Below are 21,091 nucleotides of genomic sequence, written 5' to 3' on the forward strand. Positions count from 1 at the left end.
GCTGTCTCCTCCGCGACGGGGGATCGACCCTGCTCTAGATCATCCCGTCCGGCGAATATAACAGCGGATCACGTTCCGGTGCGGCCGGTTCGACCCCTTCACCTGGTCACACTCCTGGCGACCGGGACGCCCTCGCGGCGGACTAGGTTGGAGACATGCATGATCGTTCCGGGTCGGGCGCCGGCCCCGCCGTGCCGACCCGGCCCGGTACGCCGGCACCGCCGCGCCCGGCACCGGTGACGATCCGTTCCCTCGGACCGACCGTCTACCTGCCGACAATCATCTACAGCCTCGGCCAGGGAGCGGTCGCCCCGGTGGTGGTCCTCTCCGGCACCGCGCTCGGCGCCTCGGCCAGCGCCGCCAGCATCCTGGTCGGCCTGATCGGAATCGGACAGATTGTCGGTGCCGTGCCGGCGGGCGCCCTGATCGCCCGGATCGGGGAACGCCCGGCGATGGTCTGGTCGACCGCGCTGGTCGTGCCGGCGCTGCTCGGCTGTGTCCTCGCCACCTCGGTCTGGCTGCTCGGCGTGGCGGTGGCCGCCGTCGGACTGGCCGGCGCGGTCTGGGGCGTGGCCCGACAGGCGTACGTCACCGAGGTCGTGCCGTACGGGTTGCGGGCCCGCGCCCTGTCCACCCTCGGCGGCGCCGGTCGGATCGGCGCCTTCGCCGGCCCGTTCGTCGGGGCGGCGGTGATGACCGTGCTCGGCACCGACGGCGCGTACTGGGTCCACGCGGTCGCCGCCGCGGTGGCGGCGACGGTGCTGCTGGTCCTGCCCGGCCTGCCGGTCGACCGGACCGCCGGTACGGGCACCGCACCGGACCGGGTGGCCACGCTCGCGGTGATCCGGCAGAACCTCTCGGTGCTGCGTACCCTCGGTCTCGGTGTGCTCCTGATCGGCGCGCTGCGGGCCGCGCGGCAGACCGTGATCCCGTTGTGGGGCGCCCACCTCGACCTCGACGCCGCCACCCTCAGCCTGGTCTTCGGCCTCTCCGGAGCGGTCGACATGCTGCTCTTCTACCCGGCGGGCAAGGTGATGGACCGGTGGGGCCGGCGGCTCGTCGCCGTACCGTCGATGCTCCTGCTCGGCCTGGCACACGCGCTGCTGCCGCTGGCCACCACCGTCGCCGGCCTCGCCGGGGTGGCCATGCTGATGGGGGTCGGCAACGGGCTGAGCAGCGGCCTGATCATGACATTGGGTGCCGACATGTCACCCGTGCGTGGTCGCGCGCAGTTCCTCGGCGCCTGGCGGCTCTGCGCCGACCTCGGCAGCGGCGCCGGCCCGTCGCTGATCGCCGGGGTGCTGACCGTCGGGTCGCTGACCGCCGCCGTGCTCACCATGGCCGGGGTCGGCGCGCTGGCGGTCGCGGTGCTGTACCGCTTCGTGCCTCGTTCGGTGACGCAGGGTTAGCGTTGTCGGCCCGGGACCGACGATTGGTGCGATCCCGCGTCCATCCCACCGGGAACCGGGCTGCGCCGGGCAGACCCGGCCCGGCATGCTGGGCGGACGACCAACGGGGGAGGCGTTTGGTGTGCGTGGTGCGGTGGGAAGGGTTCGGGCCCGAGCGGCGACCGTGTTCCTGGTGGCCCTACTGGCGTCGGCGGGTTGCGGCGGCGAGCCCGAGGAGCCGAAACCGGATCGACAGACCCGGGTCGACCAGGCGTTCCAGCGGTACGCCGACGGTCTCCAGGATTCGGCGGGCGTCTCCGCCGCACCGACCCAACACCTGCTCGCCGGCAGCGACCAGCTCGCCAACCGCACCCGGGTCAGCCTCTGGGTGACCGACCCGGAGGCCAGCGCCCACCTGTCGTCGCGCTGCTACTACCTCGACCTCGAGGACCCGAGCGGCGTCGCCAGCGGGTTCGGCGGCTGCGGCGGCACCGACGACCAGGTCACCGTCCACCTGGACAGCGGGATCGCGTACGGCACGGTGGGGACCTGGCCGGCCCGGCTGGTCCGGATCGGTCGGGGCGGACCACCGACGGAGGTGCCGGTGACCGGCGGTTGGTTCCTGGTCCCGCAGTCCCTGACCGGCGGCGCCAGCTACTCGATCGAACTGGTCGGCGCCGACGGCGAGACCCTGTGCACCGTACGCGACCTGACCCCACCGGGCAGCGTCACGCCGGTGACCTGACCGACGCTGCCCCGGACGGCTCGTCCGCCGCCGCGCGCCCTGTGCGACGATGCACGCCGTGCGCGCGGTGGTGTTCGACGAGTACGGCGGTCGGCCCGAGGTCCGTACGGTGCCCGACCCGCGTCCGCCGGTCGACGGGATCGTGGTCCGGGTCGAGGCCACCGGCCTGTGTCGCAGCGACTGGCACGGGTGGCAGGGGCACGATCCGGACGTACGGGTGCCGCACGTGCCCGGTCACGAGTTCGCCGGGGTGGTCGCCGAGGTCGGCGCGCAGGTCACCGGCGTACGGGTGGGCGACCGGGTGACGGCACCGTTTGTCTACGGCTGTGGTCGGTGCGCCGAGTGTCTCGCCGGGCAGCAGCAGGTCTGCGCCGCCCAGACCCAGCCCGGTTTCACCCAGTGGGGATCGTTCGCCGAGTACGTGGTGGTCGACCACGCCCCGGTGAACCTGGTGCCCCTGCCCGACGAGGTCGACTATCCGGTGGCGGCGGCCCTCGGCTGCCGGTTCGCCACCGCCTTCCGGGCCGTGGTCGGCCAGGGCCGGGTGGCGGCCGGTGAATGGGTGGCGGTCTACGGCTGTGGGGGAGTGGGCCTGAGCGCGATCATGATCGCGGCGGCCGGCGGCGCCCGGGTGGTGGCGGTCGACCTGGCCGAGCCGGCGCTCGCCCTGGCCCGCGAGTGCGGCGCCGCCGCCACCGTGAACGTCGCCGGACTGGCCGGACCGGCATCGGTCGCCGAGGCCGTACGCGACCTCACCGAAGGCGGTGCACACCTGTCGGTGGACGCGCTGGGCAGCCACGACACCTGCGTGGCGGGGATCCGGAGCCTGCGTCGACGGGGTCGGCACGTCCAGGTCGGGCTGCTGCCGGCCGTACTCGGCGCACCGGCGCTGCCGATGGACCTGGTGATCGGCGCCGAACTCGAGATACGCGGCAGCCACGGCATGGCCGCGCACGCGTACCCCGCGCTGTTGGGTCTGATCACCGGCGGGGTGCTGGACCCGGCCCGCCTGGTCACCCGGACCCTGACCCTGGACGAGGCGCCGGAGGCGCTGACCATGATGGACCGACCGGGCAACGCCGGCATCCGCCTCATCCGACCCTGACCCGCCCCTCGGGTCCCGCCGGCCCGGGGCGGCGGCCGACGAACGGAGCGACCCGATGCGGCTCCCCGAGCGGTGGACGATCGAGACCCGGCCGTGGGACGACCCGGCGGGCCGGGAGCTGCGGGAGCGGCAACGCGCCGAGCTCGACGCGCGGTACGGCACCGACGACCACGAGCCCGGTACGCCGCCGACCGAGTCCGACGTCGAGGTCTTCGTGGTCGCCCTCGACGCCGCCACCACCGCCCCGATCGGCTGCGGCGCGCTGCGCCGGCTCGACCCGGCCACGGCGGAGATCAAGCGGATGTACGTCGTCCCGGACGCGCGCGGGTCCGGTGTCGCCACCGGCCTGCTCCGGGCACTGGAGTCGGCCGCCGCCGGGGCCGGGTGGACCACACTGCGGCTCGAGACCGGCACCGCCCAGCCGGAGGCGCAGCGCTTCTACCAGCGGGAGGGCTACCACCCGATCCCCGCCTTCGGCCCGTACGTCGGGTCGGAGCTGTCGCTCTGCTACGAGCGCCGGCTGGGCTGACCCGAGCGACCCGCCGAATCCACTGTGGATTGACGGGAAAGCCGCTACGGGCAAGCAAAATCGTTTACCGAGTGGCAATCTCTGTGTCGCACGACCACAACAGCGGGATCGTGTGCTTCTCCGAGATCGACATCGTCTCGAGATCCGTTCCGCGCCCGGCCCCCACCGGGCGCGGCCCCATCGAAGGGTCGTACAGGTGCGTCTAACCCTTGCGCTGCCCCGGCCGCGACACGCGTCCCGGCTCGCCCTGCTCACCGCCGTCGCCGCGGTCACCGTCGCGGTCGTCGCCGCGTCCCTCGGCAGCACCCCCACCGAGGCCACCGGCCGGCACCGGCCGTTCCCGATCGACCTGGAGCGCGCCAGCATCCCGCAGTTGCGGGCGGCGCTGGACGCCCGACGGGTCACCTCCGAGGAGCTTGTCGACGCGTACCTGGAACGGATCCGGGCGCTCAACAGCAACGGTCCCGGACTGAACGCGGTCCGGGTGCTCACCCGGGACTCGGTCGAGCAGGCCCGGCAGGCCGACGCCGACCGCCGCAAGGGCCGCGCCCGTGGCCCGATGCACGGCATCCCGGTGCTGGTGAAGGACAACATCGACGTCCGGGGGCTGCCGACGACGGCCGGTGCGCTGGCGCTCGCCGACTCGTACCCGTCGAAGGACGCCTTCCTGGTCACCCGGTTGCGGGCGGCCGGCGCGATCATCCTGGGCAAGACCAACCTGACCGAGTTCGCGAACTTCACCACCAACGGCATGCCGTCGGGTTACAGCGGCCTGGGCGGCCAGGTGCTCAACCCGTACGACGTGAGCCAGACGCCGAGCGGCTCCAGCTCCGGATCGGGTTCCGCCGCTGCCGCCGCCCTCGCCGCCGTCACCGTCGGCACCGAGACCTCCGGCTCGATCCTCAGCCCCTCGGCGGCGAACTCGCTGGTCGGGGTGAAGCCGACGGTCGGCCTGGTGAGCCGGACCGGGGTGGTCCCGATCGCCGCCAGTCAGGACACCGCCGGCCCGATGACCCGCTCGGTGTACGACGCCGCCGCGCTCCTCACCGCCCTCACCGGGATCGACCCGGAGGACCCGATCACCTCCACCAGCGGCGGCGTGGTCGGCACCGACTACACCCGGGTGCTCTCCACCACCGCGCTCGCCGGTAAGCGGATCGGGGTGGCGAGCACCCCCACCGGCAACCAGGGGATCGTGTTCAACGAGGCACTGGACGTGCTCCGGGCCCGTGGCGCCACCGTCGTTCCGGTCACGGTGAGCACCGGTGGCCTGCCGCCGGGCATCCTCGACTACGAGTTCAAGCGGGACCTGAACGCGTACCTGGCCCGGCTGCCGCGCAGCGCGCCGATGGACACCCTGGACGACGTGGTCCGGTACAACCTGGCCCACGCGGCCGAGGGCACGATCAAGTTCGGTCAGACCCAACTGGTCACCTCGAACGACATCGATCTGACCGACCCGGTGGCGAAGGCGGCGTACGAGACCAACCGGGACACCGGCATCGCCACCGCCCGGGACCGGATCGACTCGGTGCTGCGGGCACAGACCCTGGACGCGATCGTCTTCGTCGGCAGCGGCTCCGCCGGCATCGGCGCCCGCGCCCAGTACCCGTCGGTCGCGGTCCCGATCGGGTACGACCCGGCGAACGGCCGCCCGGTCGGCATGACCTTCCTGGGCACCGCCTACACCGAGGCGTCCCTGCTGGCGCTCGCCTACGACTACGAGCAGGCGTCGAGGAAGTGGCTGCCGCCGTCGCAGGTGAACCCGTCACTGTTCCGGTGCAGCTCGCTGGAGCGCCGCGGCACCACCTGCGCCCCCTGATCATCCGTCCCTGATCATCCGTTTCTGATCAACCGCTGCGCGATCGGCCCCGCCGACACCCTCCCGGTGTCCGCGGGGCCGATCCTGTCCGCGGCCAGCGGTCGCCCATGCCGGGGCAGCCGTCCTCTCGCTGGCGCCGATTGCCCTCGCTGGCGTCGGTGATCTGTCGACGACGTACACGAAAGAACATGTGAGTACACGTTCTTTCGTGTAGAGAAATTCGACGTTGTCGCTTCCGGCACGGCCGCCCCGGCGCGCTTCGGTCGTCGCCCCGGGTCAGGCGGGTCGGGCGGGTGCCAGGAGTCCGTGGAACAGGTCACGTAGCGGCCCGACGAGATCCTGTTCGCCCGCCGAGCCGAGCGGTTCCAGCGCCGTGGACGACCGGAGCAGGGCGATGCCGAAGGCGGCGGCGAGCGCGACCTGGGCGCGAAGGATGAGCCGGTCGGCTTCGGCGTCCTCGGGTCGCCAGCTGGCGGTCGCCGCCAGGCGTTCGGCGAAGGTGCGCAGGGTGTCGAGCCGGATCTGTTCGGCGCGCTCGTCGCCCGACGTGCGCAGCAGGAGCAACAGCCGACTCGGGGGCATGTCGCTGGTGTCGCCGGTGAGCTGCCGGGCGATGGCGTACGGCACCTGGTCGAGGGTCACGTCCTCGTCGACGGAACGGCCCAGTTCGTCGACGGCGCCGGTGAGAGATGCCCGGAAAAGGCCCTCTTTCGAGCTGAAATACCGGTTTATCAGTGCGACGTTGACGCCGGCCTCGTCGGCGATGTCCCGCACGGTGGTGGCGGCGTAGCCGTCGTAGGCGAAACGGCGGCGGGCGGCGTCCAGCAGGAGTTGGCGGGTGCCGGCGGCGTCACGGCGGCGGGCGGGCTGGGGGGCGGGCGTTGTCATGGCTTCCTTTCGGTCCGTTACCAGGGTAGTGGCCGCCGAGTGTGATGTAAACAATCGTTGACTTGGTCGCCGGACGGGGCATACTGGGCAAGTCAGCAACTGTTTACATCTAGCTTCGAGGAACTCATGACACAAACCATCGAGGAGCCGGCTCACCTCGGCTCCGACGCGGGCGTGGGTCGGCCCACCGGGCGATCCGCCAACAACGCCCTCCTGGTGGTGTACCTGTCGTTGGGCGGCCTGGCGTTCGCGGTTCTCCAGTCACTGGTGGCGCCCGCCATGTCGACCATCGCCCAACACCTGAACGTCTCGACCGGGGACATCAGCTGGATCCTCACGGCGTACCTGCTCTCGGCCTCGGTCCTGACCCCCATCCTCGGCCGGCTCGGCGACATGGTGGGCAAGCGCCGGGTCCTGATCGGGGTCCTGGCCACCCTTGCCGTGGGCACCCTGCTCGCCGCCCTGGCCACGAACCTGACCGTGCTGATCGTCGCCCGCGCGCTCCAGGGCGCTGCCGGGGCGATCCTGCCGCTGTCGATCGGCATCGTCCGCGACGAGCTGCCCCGGGAACGGGTCGGCGTCACCGTCGGCCTGCTGTCGGCGATCTTCGGGGTCGGCGCCGGTGTCGGCATCGTCGGCGCCGGTCCGATCGTGGAGCACCTCTCCTGGCACTGGCTCTTCTGGTTGCCGCTGGTGCTCGTCGTCGTCGCCCTGCTCGGCGCCGTCTTCGGCATGCGTGAGTCGCCGGTACGCACACCCGGGCGCCTCGACGTGCTCGGCGCGGCGATCCTGTCGGTCTCGCTGGTGTCGCTGCTGCTGGCGATCAGCAAGGGCCAGAGCTGGGGCTGGGGCGCGGCGAACACCGTCGGCCTGCTCGCGCTCGGCGCGGTCGCGCTGGTCGCGTTCGTCCTGGTCGAACTCCGGGTCCGGGAGCCGCTGATCGACATGCGGCTGATGCGGATCCGTGGCGTGTGGGCCACCGACCTGGTCGCCCTGATCCTCGGTTTTGCCATGTTCGGGACCTTCCTGCTCGTCCCGACGTTGCTCCAGCTCCCCGCCGCCACCGGGTACGGTTTCGGCAAGTCGGTCTCCGAGGCGGGACTGTTCCTGCTGCCCACCGTCCTGATGATGGTGGTCTTCGGCCCGCTCGCCGGGTCGCTGGACCGCCGGTACGGCCCCAAGGTGCCGATGTTCCTCGGTGCCGTCGCGGTTGTCGTGGCGTTCGCGTTGCCCGCGCTCGCGCACGACGCCGTCTGGCAGGTGCTCGCCTCCGGCGTCCTCACCGGGGCCGGCATCGGCCTCGCCTTCGCGGCGATGTCCAACGCCATCATCGAGAGTGTTCCGGCCGCGCAGACCGGTGAGGCCACCGGTGTCAACACCATCGCCCGGACCATCGGCAGCAGCGTCGGCACCGCCGTCGTCGCGGCCGTCATCTCGTCCAGGAGCACCGCGCGGGGCCTGCCCACCGACGCGGCGTTCACCTCCGGGTTCTGGGTCTGCGCGGGGGTGGCCGTGCTCGCCGTACTGGGCCGCGCTCGTCCTGCCCTCGGCCCGGCGCCGTCACGACCAGGCCGTCGCGGCCGGCGTCGACGACCTCCCGCCCGAGCCGGTCGAGCTGCACCTGCCCCACCCGCACCGGAACGGGGTCTCGCACGCCTGACCGGGACCGACGGGTCCGTACCGGCCGCGGCCGTGGCCACCACCACCGGTGGCCACGGCCGCGCGGGCGTCGGTGTCAGTGCTCGCCGGTCACCAGGTAGGTCAGCTCGACCAGCCGGAACGTGTGCGGGGCGGTCGAGTCGGCGGCGAACTCGTGGATCTCCCCGGGCGCGAGATAGTGGACGCCGTCCTGTTCGGGGTGGGACAGGCCGATCACGACCGACGGGACGTGTCCCGCCCGCCAGCGGTGCCGGGCACCGGGTGCGACCTCGACGCCGAGGACGCGTACCTCGTCGTCGGTGAAGACCTCGGCGGCGTCGAGACCGTCGGTCTCGGCGGGCAGCGGGGACAGCCCCGGATCGGGTACGCCGGACGCCTCCTCGCCGAGGTCGAGCAGCTCAACGATCCGGTTGCGGTAGTTGGCGTCGCCGTGGTTCGTCAGCATGTGCACCGGCGAGACCGGTCGGTGCACCACGTTGCCGACGGTCTCCGAGAGGAACCGGGGCGGGCTGCCGTCGAGCCAGTCCATCCGGCACGGTGAGGTCTCCAGGCAGAGCACCACGTACGGGTTGTGGTGCAGGTGCCAGGGCTGTGACTGCCCGGGGGCCAGCTCGACGTCCCAGACGCGTACCCGGGGGTTGTGCAGCAGTACCCGCTGGCCGATCTCGCCCAGCGTGACCGGGGTTCCGTCCGGGGCCTGCACGATGGATCCTGCGCTCACGTCGACTTCCTTCACCTGCCGGGGGCAACCGGCGCCCATCATCGCCCAGCCGGCCGTCGAAGATCCACCCAGGTCCCCGTGAGCCGGTGCGGATTGGTGGCCACATTGACTCGGATCGCTGACGGTGGAACTATTTCCGAGTGGGCAGAGAAATGGTCCGTTAATTCGAGTAACTCGAATTAACGGACCGCAGAAAGATGGCGATCGGCGCGCCAGTCACTCTTTCCCGGTCGAGTGAAGGGTCGTAGCAATCATGCACAGCGAAAGCAGCGGCGTCAGCCGCCGAACGGCCGTGGCCGCGTGGACCACGGGCGTCGTACTGCTCGGGTCGATCGTCGTACCCGGAAGCGCCCAGGCTGCCCCGGCGGACCGTGCCGGCACCACGGACGTCGGTGCCCAGGCGGCCTGGAACCTGCTCTACTCCGAGGACTTCTCCAACCCGCTGAACCCGGGCAACGCCCCCTGGGTGCGGGAGACCCACAGCAATCCGTTCGACACCATCATGGACGACTCCGGACAGTGGTACCGCAACGACTACGGGCCGGACTGGACCACCGCCTTCAACTCCTTCGACACCTATCGGAAGGAGTTCCCGGTCGGTCAGAACGGCTGGCTCACCGCCTCCCTCTCGGCCCGCGACTGGGACAAAAATGGTGCCATCGAGGCACCGCCGTCGATCACCACCCAGGCCCAGGGCGGCGGCAACGTGGCGGTGCTCAACGTGCCCGACCACACCGGCGGTGCGATCTTCCGGCCGACCAACAAGCTGCCGTCCCAGTACCGGATCGAGTACAAGCTCAAGACCATCGACTTCGGCGGCAAACGCAACGGCACGATCGAGTACGGTGGCCGGGTCAACGGCTACAGCACCCAGGGCTGCAAGACCCAGCACCCGTGGGGCGAGGGGTCGAACAGCCCCGGCTGGTCCGGTGACGCCTCGGTGCCCTACTGTGAGTGGCAGGACGTGCGCTCCGGCCCGTACGGCTACAACGGCTTCCACTTCCTGTCGATCGTGGACTTCGCCAACCCGGCACCCCGGAACAACCACTTCTGGCACTACCGCCGCAAGGTGCTGATGGACTCGTTCTCGCAGCACCCGGACCGGGTCGGCAGCGGCACCGGCGGCCGGGTCTGCAACTCCAACACCAACCAGTACTACAACTACCGCGACGGCAACTTCAACACCGTCAACATGTGGATCAGCGGGCTGCCGAACTGGAACCCCGGGCCGGGCGGACTCGCCGGCAACTCCCAGTGGTTCATGACAAACTGCTCCGGCGGCGTCGCCGAGCAGCAGCTCTCCTCGGCGGCCGAGCTACAGCCCGAGTTGATGCCGAACCAGTTCTACACCTTCGCGATCGAGCGCGACGCGACCGGCTACACCCTGGAGGCCAGTGGCAACTTCGCCCGGGTCGGGCAGAAGACGATCCGCTTCCACCGGCCGTTCATCGTCAACAACGCGCCGATCTGGCACTACAACAGCGAGCCCGGCGAGTACGACGGCCGTTACAACAACAACCTGGTGCAGAACGACAACCACGGCAGCACCACCTGGCCCAACCAGTGGCCGGCCGGCTCGGCGTACCCGGACTACTTTGTCATCGGCGACCTCTACACCAACGTCTACGAGGGCAGCGCCAGCCTGACCGACATCCGCCTCTACACGCCCGCGCCGCCGAGCACCACCAACCTCGCGCTGAACAAGCCGGCCACCGCCGACAGCCAGTGCGCGGCCAGCGAGGCGCCGGCCAAGGCGGTCAACGGAAGCTGGACCGCCGGCAACTCGGACAAGTGGTGCTCGCTCGGCGCCGCCAAGTGGCTCCGGGTCGACCTCCAGTCCAACCAGCAGGTGGGCAGGCTGGTGCTGCGGCACTCCGGTGCCGGTGGTGAGAAGCCGGCCTGGAACACCCGTGACTTCGACCTCCAGGCGAGTACGAACGGCACCACCTGGAGCACGGTCGCGGCCGTACGCGGCAACACCGCGAACGTCACCACCCACACCTTCACCCCGGTCACCGCCCGATATCTCCGGGTGAACGTGCTCGCCCCGACCAACGACAGCGACACCGCCGCCCGGATCTTCGAGTTCGAGGCCTACACCGGCTGAGCAGTGTGCAGTGTAAGGAAGGGCCCCTTGTTAACGCATAGCGTTAACAAGGGGCCCTTCCTTACACCTCAGGCGGCGAGCAGGTCGCGCAGCCAGCGGAACTGGGCCCGCTGCTGGAAACCGGCCCCGCCCTCGTGCCCGTTGTACGGCCACACCTTGATCTCCTTCGCCGCACCCGCGTAGTGGTTGTACGCGGCGAATACCGTCGACGGCGGGCAGACCGCGTCCATCAACGCGACCGAGAAGAGTGCCGGCGCGCTGGCCCGGGTGGCGAAGTTGACCCCGTCGAAGTAGCCGAGCGTGTCGAAGACCCGCTCGACGCTGTCCCGGTGCGTCCTCAGGTACGTCACCAGTTCGCCGTACGGCATCTCGTCACTGATCTCGGTGGCCCGCCGGTGGTGGCAGAGGAACGGCACGTCCGGCATCACCCCGGCCAGCCCGTCGACGAGCCCGGAGACCGCGATCGAGATTCCGCCGCCCTGGCTGATCCCGGCGACCACCACCCGTTCCGGGTCGACCGCCGGGTGGGACCGGGCCGCGTCGACCGCGCGTACGCCGTCGGTGAAGACCCGCCGGTAGTAGTACTGCTCCGGGTCGGTGATGCCCCGGGTCATGAAGCCCGGCGTCTGCGGCAGCCCGGCCTGGTCCGGGTCGGGCGTTTCACCGACCAGTGTGCCGACGCTGCCCTGCCCCCGGGTGTCCATCACCAGGTGCGCGTAACCGGCGGCGCTCCAGGTCAGCCACTCGTGCGGCAGGCCCCGTCCCCGCCCGTAGCCGAGGAACTCCACCACGCAGGGCAGCGGGCCGGCGGCGTCGCGGGGGAGCAGGAACCACCCGCGTACGGGCTGACCGGCGAAGCCGGGAAAGGTGACGTCGTACACCCGTACCGTGGCGAGGCCGGCGTCGACCGGCTCGAACCGCGCGGGGGTGTCGACGGCTCGGGCCAGCGCGAGGGTGCCGGCCCAGAAGGCGTCGAAGTCGTCCGGTTCGGTGCGCGCGGGCAGGTAGTCACGGAGTTGGTCCAGCGGCCAGTCGACGAACATGAGGGATGTCCTTCCGTGGGGGCGGCGGCAGCCAACATGATCTACCACCACCGCCCGGCGCCGCGCCCCCACCGGCCGTCGCGACCCCCGGGTACGCGAGTACGGAGACGGAGGGTAACGTTGCCGTACTCAGTCCGCTGCTGCCCGAGGAGGTGGGTCCGATTCTCGTCACGATTGGCGGGTGCTCCCACCACGCGGCACCATGGCTGCCCTGACCCCGGTCGAGGGACGGTAACCGCGGGAGCGCCCACAGGCGTCCCGAAGGGTCACACATGTCGACATCCCGCTCCATCCCGGCACCGAGCCGGAACACCGTTGTCAGCGAACTCCGCGCCGCCGGATGTGTCTTCGCCGAGGACGAGGCCCGTCTGCTGATCGAGGCCGCGGCCACCCCGACCGCGCTCCGGTCGATGGTGCGACGCCGAGTCGCCGGCCTGCCCCTGGAACACATCGTCGGTTGGGTGGACTTCTGCGGCCTGCGGATCTCGGTCGACCCCGGGGTCTTCGTACCGCGCCGACGTACCGAACTCCTGGTCGACCGGGCGGTGGAACTCGCACCCGACGGCGCGACCGTCGTCGACCTGGCCTGCGGCTGCGGTGCGGTGGGGCTTGCCGTCGCGGCCCGAGGCAGGGGCGTGACCCTGCACGCGACCGACATCGACCCGGCGGCCGTACGCTGCGCCGGGCGCAACCTCGAGCCGTACAACGGCCACGTGTACGCCGGAGACCTGTACGACCCGCTGCCACCCGGACTGCGCGGCCAGGTCGACGTGCTGGTGGCCAACGTTCCCTACGTGCCCAGCGCGGCGGTCGACCTGCTGCCACCGGAGGCGCGACTCCACGAACCACTGGTCGCGCTCGACGGCGGGGCCGACGGTCTCGACATCCTGCGTCGGGTCGCCGCCGACGCCGCCGACTGGCTCGCCCCCGGCGGCCACCTGCTGCTGGAGACCAGTGTGGACCAGGTCGACGCCGCGCTCGCCGCGCTGGCCGGCGCCGGGCTCACCCCGGCCGCGACCCACGACGAGGAGTTGGGGGCCACCGTCGTCATCGGCCGCCGCTGACCCGGGACCGGGAGCAGGGGGCGACCCTCGTCACCGGCCGCCGCTGACCCACGCCGGCATCGGTTCGCTCGCCCGTCCCGCGAGTACGTGCGTCGCCGTGCCACGCCCGGCAAGCGCGACGAGTGGGCCGGTGCCGACCGTGGCGACGGTGCCGTCCGGCGCGACCAGCCGGGCGTCGACCCCGAGCCTGGCCAGCCACGGTCCCGCCCCGGTGCCGCGTACGAACGCGGCGACGCTCAGCGCCTTCGCGACCACCGGGTCGCCAGCCGCCACGGTGACCCGGCGCCAAACCGGTGCCGGCGGGCGGCCGGTGCGAGGATCGACGATCGGCCGGGTCGGGCCGCCACCCGTCGCGCGGGTGGTGGCGAGCGCACCCCGGTCCAGGCCGAGCACGGCACCGTCGAGCGGCACCCGCCAGCCACCCGGCGGTGGCGGCCCGGCGGTCGCGACACATCCGCCGATCGCCACCAGCGCGCCGTCGGCGCCACGCGCCGCGAGCTGGTCGGCGCAGCGTCGCGCGGTGACCGCCCGCGCGGTCGCCCGGAGATCGAGCAGCAGGGTCGCCGGCAGCGTCAACCAGCCGTCGCCGAGCACCACCTGACGCCACCCGGCCGGTCGCGGCACCGGCCGTGACGTCGGACCGTAGACCGGCAGCCAGCCGGGTCCGGTGCGGGACAGCCGGAGCAGGGCGGCACCCACCGTCGGGTCGACGTCGCCGCCGGTCAGCTCGGCGGCGCTCAGGGCGGCGCCGACCAACTCGGCCAGCCGTGGACCGACCGGCACCGGGCGCCCGACCGAGCGGTGCACCCGGCACAGCTCGCTGCCGCCCCAGCGGGAGCCACAGGCCCGGTCCAGCCCGGCCAGCTCCGACGTGACCAGGCGGCGGGCGGTCCGTGCGGTCGCGTCCCCGGCGACCACCACCCGTACCTCGATGCCCCGATCCGACCAGCGCGCCTCCGCCATGGTGACCTCCCGATCTCGACGGCGGGCCGCTCAGCGCTCGCCGTGACCCTGCCGAACCACCCCGCTACCGTCGTCGGCCTCGCTGAGCAGGCGGTATGTCGCACCTGTGTGTCCGCTGTGAGCCCCGGTCGCTCCCCGCGTGGCCGACTCCGATCTCATGGCTGTTACACAGCCGGTACACAGGTAGCGATGAGGTGCGGCCCAGCTACCGGCCGCAACATAGGAGGATGACGACCGACGCACGCCCCAACGGCCGGCAGATCGAGCTGCGACGCCCCGACGGCGAACCCGTACGGGTGCTCGTCGTCGACGACGAGAGCGTGCTCACCGACCTGCTCTGCATGGCGCTGCGGTACGAGGGCTGGGAGGTGCGCAGCGCCGACACCGGCCGGGACGCGGTACGCCAGGCCAAGCACTTCCAGCCGGACGCGGTGGTCCTCGACGTCATGCTGCCCGACCTCGACGGGCTTGAGGTGCTGCGGCGGCTGCGTGGGCACGCCCCGACGATGCCCGTCCTCTTCCTCACCGCCCGGGACTCGGTCGAGGACCGGATCGCCGGCCTCACCGCCGGCGGCGACGACTACGTGACCAAACCGTTCAGCCTGGAGGAGGTCGTCGCCCGGCTGCGCGGGCTGATGCGCCGGGCCGGGGTCGGCGTGGCCAACGAACCGGAGGCGGTGCTGGTGGTCGGCGACCTGACCCTGGACGAGGAGAGCCACGAGGTGCACCGCGCCGGCCAGCTCATCGCGCTCACCAGCACCGAGTTCGACCTGCTCCGCTACCTGATGCGCAACCCGCGCCGGGTGCTGAGCAAGGCTCAGATCCTGGACCGGGTCTGGAACTACGACTTCGGCGGCCAGGCCAACATCGTCGAGCTCTACATCTCGTACCTGCGCAAGAAGATCGACGCGGGCCGGGAGCCGATGATCCACACCCTGCGCGGAGCGGGTTATGTCCTCAAGCCCGCCGCCTGATGCCACCGGCCTGCGCCGCTGGCTCGCCGGCCGCTCCCTGCGGGCCCGGCTGGTCGCCGCCGTCGTCGCCCTGGTCGCGGTCGTCTGCGTGCTGGTCGGCGGGGCCACCACGCTCGCCCTGCGCCACTCGCTGATCCGCCAGCTCGACCAGCAGGTGAGCGCGGTCGCCGGCCGCGCTCCCGGGCCGCCCGACGGGTTCCGCCCGTCCGGCTCCGGACCGGGCGCCGGATACCCCTACCAGCGCGGACAGCCGATCGGCACGCTCACCGCGATGATCGCGGACGGGGAGTTCGTGTGGGCATCCACCCTCCCGGCCGACGGCGACGCCGCGTCACAGCCGGTGCCGGACGCGCAGCGGGCCATCCTGGCCGACCTGCCGGCCGACCGCCGGCCGTACACCCGCACCCTCGGCGACCTGGGCGACTACCGGCTGGTCGCCCGGGAGTTGTCGGACGGCGACGTGGTGGTCACCGGCCTGCCGCTGGCCGAGCTGGAACAGACCGTCTGGCAGATGGCCGGCATGGCGGCCGGCATCGCCACCGCCGGGCTGCTCCTCGCCGGCACCGCCGGGGCACTGATCGTACGGGCGTCACTGCGACCGCTGCGCCGGGTCGCCGCCACCGCCGGCCGGGTCGCCGAACTGCCACTGGACCGGGGCGAGGTCGCCCTCGCCGTCCGGGTGCCGCCCGGGGACACCGACCAACGTACCGAGGTGGGCCAGGTCGGGGCCGCGCTCAACCGGATGCTCGGTCACGTCGCCGCCGCGCTCGCCGCCCGCCAGGCCAGCGAGACCCGGGTACGTCAGTTCGTCGCCGACGCCAGCCACGAACTGCGTACGCCCCTCGCCGCGATCCGGGGCTACGCCGAACTCACCCGACGGGGTCGCGACCCGGTCCCGCCGGACATCGCGCACGCCCTGCGCCGGATCGAGTCGGAGGGGACCAGGATGACCGCCCTCGTCGACGACCTGCTGCTGCTCGCCCGACTCGACGCCGGACGCCCACTCGCGTTCGAACCGGTCGACCTCAGCGCGCTCGCGGTCGACGCGGTCAGCGACGCGCACGTCGCCGGCCCCGACCACCGCTGGCGGCTCGACCTGCCCGACCGGGCGGTCTGCGTCGACGGCGACCCGGCGAGGCTGCACCAGATCCTGGCGAACCTGCTCACCAACGCCCGTACCCACACACCGCCCGGCACCACGGTCACCACCAGCCTGAGCACGATCGGATCGGACGGGGTCGCGCTCACCGTGCTCGACGACGGACCCGGCATCCCGGAGGCGTTGCAGGGCGAGGTCTTCGAGCGGTTCGCCCGGGGCGACACCTCCCGGTCCCGGGCCGCCGGCAGCACCGGTCTGGGACTGGCGATCGTGGCCGCCGTGGTCGAGGCGCACCGGGGAACGGTCAGCCTGACCAGCCGACCCGGACACACCGCGCTGACGGTCCGGCTGCCCCGACTCGCGGCGGACACCTAGGCCACACGCATCAGATGATCGTGTAGGCGGGCGTGGCGGAATTGGTAGACCGCACCGGCCTGGCGTAACACCCCTCGCTGGTGAGCGTCTTCGAGGAACGCGAGTACCGCCCAGGGCAGCCGCCCGGTAAGGGGAAGCCATATCCGGACGAAGACCACCCAGTGCCCCCACGCGGTGAGTGTGAGTACTACTCCGAGTCCGCCGCCGAGCGCGACGACAACACCGGCGGCGAGCGCGGCTCCGAGCCCGAACGTGAGTGGGCCGACGAGTCCCTGCAAGAGTTCGACCGCGGCCCAGAGGGCCAGTGCGACCATGAGCCCGAACAGGGGGCCGATCAGCAGCAGTTGGAGGATCACCAATCCCGGCCCGCTCACTCCCCAGAATTGGAAGACCTTCCACCTCGACCAGTTGATCCCGTTGATCGACGCCAACCTGAAGACCATCCCCGCCAGGTCGGCCAGGGCGATCTCCGGCCACTCGATGGGGGGTTTCGGCGCGTTCCACTACGCCGGGCACCGGCCGGACCTGTTCAGCTACGTGGGCAGCTTCTCCGGCGATCTCGACCTGATGAACCCGGCGATACGCGCCGCCGTGGTCGGCAGCACGCAGTCAGCGTCCTACGGCACCCCGACCGTGGCGATGAGCGCGATCTTCGGTCCGCCGGTGTGGCCACTGGACGGTGTCTGGGCCGAACGGAGTCCTGCCCAGCATGTCGGTTCTTTGCGCGGCATGGGCATCGCCATGTACTTCGGCGACGGCGGCAACCTGCTGGTCGACCCGATCCAGGCCATGGCCGAGGTGGTCGTCAGACAGACGGCCCTGGTGACCTCGGCCAACCTGACCGCAGCGGCCATCCCGCACCATCTTGTCGACTACGGCGACGGGAGTGCCTGGGCCCCCGGGTGCACCGGTAAGCACAACCAGGACGCCTGTCTACAGGCCGACATGGACCACTTCGTATCGTTGATCATGGAGCGGCTCCAACGCCCGTGACCTCCGTGTTCCTTCGAGAGGCAGCGATGAAGGACTCGACTCGATCCAGGTCTTCCGGTTGCAGGCCCCGGCTCGACGCGGGAGCTATCAGGAGTGCCCGGCCGTTGGCCGTCAACTCGTCACGCAGCCGGCCCGGTGCGGGCAGGGCCTCGTCGTCGGCCGGTTCACGTTGATGACCCCGTCGACATCCAGCAACCACACCGGGCGTTCGGAAGACAGGCCCGTTCTTGTCGCGTCACCGACGGGTACGACCATGGCAGCACGGTAGCGGAACCGGTGTGCCGTCCGAGCGGCATTTCGGCCGTGGGTGCTCACGCGGTCCGCGCTGGCTCAACCGCCGCTCGGTGGACCGTCGACTGTGGCGTGGACGACACCCGGGGCCTGAACCGTCCGCCCCCGCTTCCGTCTGTCGGGGTGAAGTCACGGACATTGAGAAGCTACTCGTGAGGACAGTCGTCGGGGCAGTGGCAACGAAGAATCCCGGTGCCGGCGGCGGTTCGACCCGGAGGAGAAGACGTTGACAACCACCGAAGCCAAGGCCCCCAGCAAGCACTTCGGCCGAACCCTCGGTATCGGCGTACTCATTCAGATCGTCGTGATCGTGGGGACGTACTTCGTTGTTCGTTTCACCTCGTTGGGGGACGACGGCCTGGTCGGCCTGGTGTTCTTCTTTGGGATCGTCGGCGCGCTGGATGCCCTCGTCCTCATTGTGGAGATCATCCTCGTCGCGATCCCTGCGACCCGGGCACGCATAGGGTCGGGACCGGGCCTGCTCCTGGGCTGGCTGCTCGGCTTCATCCTGCAACTGCTGCCGTTCATCATCATCAACCTCACCTGAGCCTCCCCGGAGACGGCGAGCTTGCTCAACCGTCTGCGTCACCCTCCCGAGCGGTTTGATCGGCGCCGATACGATGCCGGCGGACGACAGGTGAAGGAGTGGTCGATGGCCGACGACTGGACGACAGGGAGCTCCTCGGCGGGCGGGTCCCGGCCTCCACTGCGACCGCGCTACAGCAGACCAACACCGCAGAGGCCGACGACAAGACCCGGTTCGGTCTGGGCGGTCTTCCTCCTGCTCGTCCTGTTCGGTCTGCTCGGCGCGCTGGTGGGCGGGGTGCTGCTGGAGGACGCGGTCTCCCACGGCGAGGAGGAGCAGGTCATCGTCATGACGGTGATCAGCCTGCTGCTCTCCCTGGTCCAGGTCGCGGTCGGCATCGGCATCTTCGTCGGGAAGAGATGGGGCCGCAGCGGAGCGTTGGTCGTCTGCGCCGTCAACGTGGCCGTCATCGTCGTCGGGGCGGCGCTGGACCGGGTGGGTAACGGCGCGGCGTGGATATCCGTCGCCGTCAACGGTGCGTTGATCTTCATCTTGCTCGGCGAGAAGGTGCACACCTGGACCGGCGGCGACGCCTGACAACACGCCCGACAACACGCCTCACAAGGGCCTTACAACAGCTTCGCCGACAACGGTGCCGGTGCACCGCCGGCCGGCCGCTGAGGAGGACCGGCCGACCGGCGGTGGCCTGAGGGCAGGCCGGGTCAGCCGACGGCGGTCGGGGCCGCCCGGGCCTCCTCGGCGAAGTGGCAGGCGACGGTACGGTCCGAGCCGTCCTCCAGTCGTCGGGCGACCGGCTGTTCCGTACCGCAGCGGTCCTGGGCGAAGCGGCAGCGGGTGTGGAACCGGCAGCCGGTGGGCGGGTTCGCCGGGCTGGGCGGGTCGCCGATCAGCATGATCCGGTCGGAGAGCCGTCGGCGGCTCCGGTCGACCACCGGTGCCGCCGAGAGCAGCGCCTGGGTGTAGGGGTGCGCCGGCTGGTCGTACACGGTGGTGGTCTCGCCGACCTCGGCGAGCCGGCCCAGGTACATCACCGCGGTCCGGTCGGCCACGTGCCGGACCACCGACAGGTCGTGCGCGATGAAGAGCAGCGCGATGTTCATCCGTTTTTGCAGGTCGCGCAGCAGGTTGACCACCTGGGCCTGGACCGACATGTCCAGTGCGGAGACCGGCTCGTCGCAGACCAGCACCTCGGGGTCGAGGGCGAGCGCACGGGCGATGCCGATGCGCTGGCGTTGCCCGCCGGAGAACTGGTGCGGGTAGCGGTGCATCAGCTCGGGGGCGAGGTTGACCAGGCCGAGCAGTTCGGCGACCCGGTCGCGCAGGGCGGCGTTGCCGCTGACCCGCCTGTGTACGGTGAGCGGCTCGCCGATCAGCTCCAGCACGCTCATCCGTGGGTCGAGCGAGGTGTACGGGTCCTGGAACACCATCTGCACCTGCCGGCGCAGCAGTCGCCGGTCGCGTCCGCGTACCCGGGTGACGTCTCGTCCGTGGATCTCGATGCTGCCGGAGTCGGGTCGCTCCAGGCCGACCAGCATCCGGGCCAGCGTCGACTTGCCGCAGCCGGATTCGCCGACGACGCCGAGCGACTCACCGGCGTGCAGGCGCAGGCTCACCCCGTCGACCGCGCTGACCCGTGACCTGCGCAGGCCGGACCGGCCGGTGGCGAAGGTCTTGTGCAGGTCTCGGGCGTCGAGCACCAGGTCACCCGGCGACGGTGGCATGGCGCACCTCCTCGCTGCGGTGGCAGGCCGCGGTGCGGCCGGCGGAGATGACGGTGAGCGCGGGTCGTTCGGTCCGGCAGCGGTCGACCACCAGGGCACACCGGGGGTGGAACGGGCAGCCGTCGGGTTGGTGGGCCGGGCTGGGTGGGCTGCCGGGGATGGCGTAGAGGTCCTGGCCGCGTTGGTCGGCCTGGGGCACCGAGCGCAGCAGCGCCTCGGTGTAGGGGTGTGACGGTTGGCTGAGCAGGTCGTCGGCGCTGCCGGCCTCGACCACCCGGCCGGCGTACATGACCATCACCCGGTCGGCGACCTCGGAGACGACACCGAGGTCGTGGGTGATCAGCAGGACGGCCATGTTCAGTTCGCGGCGCAGCTCGTCGAGGAGTTCGAGGATCTGGGCCTGCACGGTCACGTCGAGCGCGGTGGTCGGCTCGTCGGCGATGACGAGTTCGGGGCGGAGCGCGATCGCCATCGCGATCAGGATGCGTTGCCGCATGCCGCCGGAGAACTGGTGCGGGTAGTCGTCGACGCGGCTCGACGGGGCCGGGATGCCGACCTGTCCGAGCAGGTCGATCGCTGACGCGCGGGCCTGCCGGCGGGACACCTGCCGGTGGGTACGGAACAGTTCGCCGAGCTGGTCGCCGATGGAGAGGACCGGGTTCAGCGCGGAGAGCGCGTCCTGGAAGACCATGCTCATCCGGTTGCCCAGGATCTCGCGGCGTTGCCGGTCGGGCAGGGCGAGCAGGTCGGTGTCGCCGAGTCGGAGCTGGTCGGCGGTGACGGTGGCGTTGGGCGCGGAGAGGCCCATCATCGCGCGGGCGGCGGCGGACTTGCCGGAGCCGGATTCGCCGAGCAGGGCGACGAGTTCACCGCGCGCGACGTCGAGGTCGACGTCGACTACCGCGGGTACGGGACCGCGCCGGGTGCCGAACGTTACCGAGAGGCCGCGTACGTGCAACGCGGCGTCGGGCGGGTGACGCATGTGTTTCCTCCCGGTGAATCATCCGGACGCTTCTGCCCGTAGCTCGCTCACCGAGCACCATCAGTGCCCGTTCTT

General features: G+C 71.5%; 19 protein-coding genes. 13 read left to right on the forward strand and 6 right to left on the reverse strand.

What is annotated here, in order from left to right; translation table 11 throughout:
• Positions 1 to 155: 155 nt before the first annotated feature.
• From ACI2K4_RS02920 to ACI2K4_RS02940, 5 genes are all read left to right on the forward strand, one after another.
• Positions 156 to 1,409, forward strand: coding sequence for an MFS transporter (locus ACI2K4_RS02920; RefSeq protein ID WP_404508235.1), 1,254 nt, complete (start codon positions 156 to 158; stop codon positions 1,407 to 1,409).
• A gap of 172 nt (positions 1,410 to 1,581) precedes the next feature.
• Positions 1,582 to 2,133: a hypothetical protein gene (locus ACI2K4_RS02925; RefSeq protein ID WP_404508237.1), complete on the forward strand. Its 552-nt coding sequence runs from the start codon at positions 1,582 to 1,584 to the stop codon at positions 2,131 to 2,133.
• Between the two features lie 49 nt (positions 2,134 to 2,182).
• Entirely contained in the window at positions 2,183 to 3,238 is a 1,056-nt protein-coding gene (locus tag ACI2K4_RS02930) for a zinc-dependent alcohol dehydrogenase family protein (protein WP_404508238.1), read from the forward strand.
• Positions 3,239 to 3,293: 55 nt separating this feature from the next.
• A complete protein-coding gene (locus tag ACI2K4_RS02935; protein WP_404508240.1) occupies positions 3,294 to 3,767 on the forward strand; it encodes a GNAT family N-acetyltransferase in 474 nt (157 codons plus the stop codon).
• A gap of 196 nt (positions 3,768 to 3,963) precedes the next feature.
• Entirely contained in the window at positions 3,964 to 5,589 is a 1,626-nt protein-coding gene (locus ACI2K4_RS02940; RefSeq protein WP_404508242.1) for an amidase family protein, read from the forward strand.
• 276 nt (positions 5,590 to 5,865) lie between these two features.
• Here the strand turns inward: ACI2K4_RS02940 and ACI2K4_RS02945 are convergent, their stop codons facing one another.
• On the reverse strand, positions 5,866 to 6,477 hold the full coding sequence (locus ACI2K4_RS02945) for a TetR/AcrR family transcriptional regulator (protein WP_404508243.1): 612 nt from the start codon (positions 6,475 to 6,477) through the stop codon (positions 5,866 to 5,868).
• A 126-nt stretch (positions 6,478 to 6,603) separates the two neighbouring features.
• Between ACI2K4_RS02945 and ACI2K4_RS02950 the strand changes: the two genes are divergently transcribed.
• Both ACI2K4_RS02950 and ACI2K4_RS02955 read left to right on the forward strand, forming a co-directional pair.
• Positions 6,604 to 8,439 carry an MFS transporter gene (locus tag ACI2K4_RS02950; protein WP_404508244.1) on the forward strand — a complete coding sequence of 612 codons (1,836 nt, stop codon included), beginning with the start codon at positions 6,604 to 6,606 and terminating at the stop codon, positions 8,437 to 8,439.
• A 671-nt stretch (positions 8,440 to 9,110) separates the two neighbouring features.
• On the forward strand, positions 9,111 to 10,964 hold the full coding sequence (locus ACI2K4_RS02955; RefSeq protein WP_404508245.1) for a discoidin domain-containing protein: 1,854 nt from the start codon (positions 9,111 to 9,113) through the stop codon (positions 10,962 to 10,964).
• A gap of 68 nt (positions 10,965 to 11,032) precedes the next feature.
• Here the strand turns inward: ACI2K4_RS02955 and ACI2K4_RS02960 are convergent, their stop codons facing one another.
• Entirely contained in the window at positions 11,033 to 12,007 is a 975-nt protein-coding gene (locus ACI2K4_RS02960) for an acetylxylan esterase (protein ID WP_404508246.1), read from the reverse strand.
• A gap of 272 nt (positions 12,008 to 12,279) precedes the next feature.
• Between ACI2K4_RS02960 and ACI2K4_RS02965 the strand changes: the two genes are divergently transcribed.
• Positions 12,280 to 13,071 (forward strand): putative protein N(5)-glutamine methyltransferase, encoded by a 792-nt coding sequence (locus ACI2K4_RS02965; protein WP_404508247.1) that lies wholly within the window; start codon positions 12,280 to 12,282, stop codon positions 13,069 to 13,071.
• A 30-nt stretch (positions 13,072 to 13,101) separates the two neighbouring features.
• Here the strand turns inward: ACI2K4_RS02965 and ACI2K4_RS02970 are convergent, their stop codons facing one another.
• Complete coding sequence (locus ACI2K4_RS02970) at positions 13,102 to 14,034, reverse strand: FAD:protein FMN transferase (RefSeq protein ID WP_404508248.1); 933 nt, start codon at positions 14,032 to 14,034, stop codon at positions 13,102 to 13,104.
• A gap of 227 nt (positions 14,035 to 14,261) precedes the next feature.
• Between ACI2K4_RS02970 and ACI2K4_RS02975 the strand changes: the two genes are divergently transcribed.
• A complete protein-coding gene (locus ACI2K4_RS02975) occupies positions 14,262 to 15,008 on the forward strand; it encodes a response regulator transcription factor (protein WP_404508250.1) in 747 nt (248 codons plus the stop codon).
• On the forward strand, positions 14,986 to 16,482 hold the full coding sequence (locus ACI2K4_RS02980; protein ID WP_404508251.1) for a sensor histidine kinase: 1,497 nt from the start codon (positions 14,986 to 14,988) through the stop codon (positions 16,480 to 16,482). Before ACI2K4_RS02975 ends, ACI2K4_RS02980 begins: the two co-directional genes overlap by 23 nt.
• Here the strand turns inward: ACI2K4_RS02980 and ACI2K4_RS02985 are convergent.
• On the reverse strand, positions 16,479 to 16,913 hold the full coding sequence (locus ACI2K4_RS02985; RefSeq protein WP_404508252.1) for a hypothetical protein: 435 nt from the start codon (positions 16,911 to 16,913) through the stop codon (positions 16,479 to 16,481). The genes ACI2K4_RS02980 and ACI2K4_RS02985 overlap by 4 nt on opposite strands.
• Here ACI2K4_RS02985 and ACI2K4_RS02990 point away from each other — a divergent pair.
• The 3 genes from ACI2K4_RS02990 to ACI2K4_RS03000 all read left to right on the forward strand — a co-directional run bounded on the left by ACI2K4_RS02990 (position 16,900) and on the right by ACI2K4_RS03000 (position 18,889).
• Positions 16,900 to 17,475, forward strand: a complete 576-nt coding sequence (locus ACI2K4_RS02990) for an alpha/beta hydrolase-fold protein (protein ID WP_404508253.1) — start codon at positions 16,900 to 16,902, stop codon at positions 17,473 to 17,475. The genes ACI2K4_RS02985 and ACI2K4_RS02990 overlap by 14 nt on opposite strands.
• 517 nt (positions 17,476 to 17,992) lie before the next feature.
• Entirely contained in the window at positions 17,993 to 18,313 is a 321-nt protein-coding gene (locus ACI2K4_RS02995) for a hypothetical protein (RefSeq protein ID WP_404508254.1), read from the forward strand.
• A gap of 105 nt (positions 18,314 to 18,418) precedes the next feature.
• Positions 18,419 to 18,889, forward strand: coding sequence for a hypothetical protein (locus ACI2K4_RS03000; protein ID WP_404508255.1), 471 nt, complete (start codon positions 18,419 to 18,421; stop codon positions 18,887 to 18,889).
• A 125-nt stretch (positions 18,890 to 19,014) separates the two neighbouring features.
• On the opposite strand, the gene ACI2K4_RS03005 is transcribed toward ACI2K4_RS03000, so the two are convergent.
• Positions 19,015 to 20,034 (reverse strand): ABC transporter ATP-binding protein, encoded by a 1,020-nt coding sequence (locus tag ACI2K4_RS03005; RefSeq protein WP_404508257.1) that lies wholly within the window; start codon positions 20,032 to 20,034, stop codon positions 19,015 to 19,017.
• A complete protein-coding gene (locus ACI2K4_RS03010) occupies positions 20,015 to 21,016 on the reverse strand; it encodes an ABC transporter ATP-binding protein (RefSeq protein ID WP_404508258.1) in 1,002 nt (333 codons plus the stop codon). Before ACI2K4_RS03010 ends, ACI2K4_RS03005 begins: the two co-directional genes overlap by 20 nt.
• Positions 21,017 to 21,091 lie beyond the last annotated feature (75 nt).

The sequence above is a fragment of the Micromonospora sp. NPDC050397 genome (genome assembly GCF_044901685.1).
In the GTDB taxonomy this organism is placed as follows: Bacteria; Actinomycetota; Actinomycetes; order Mycobacteriales; family Micromonosporaceae; genus Micromonospora_G.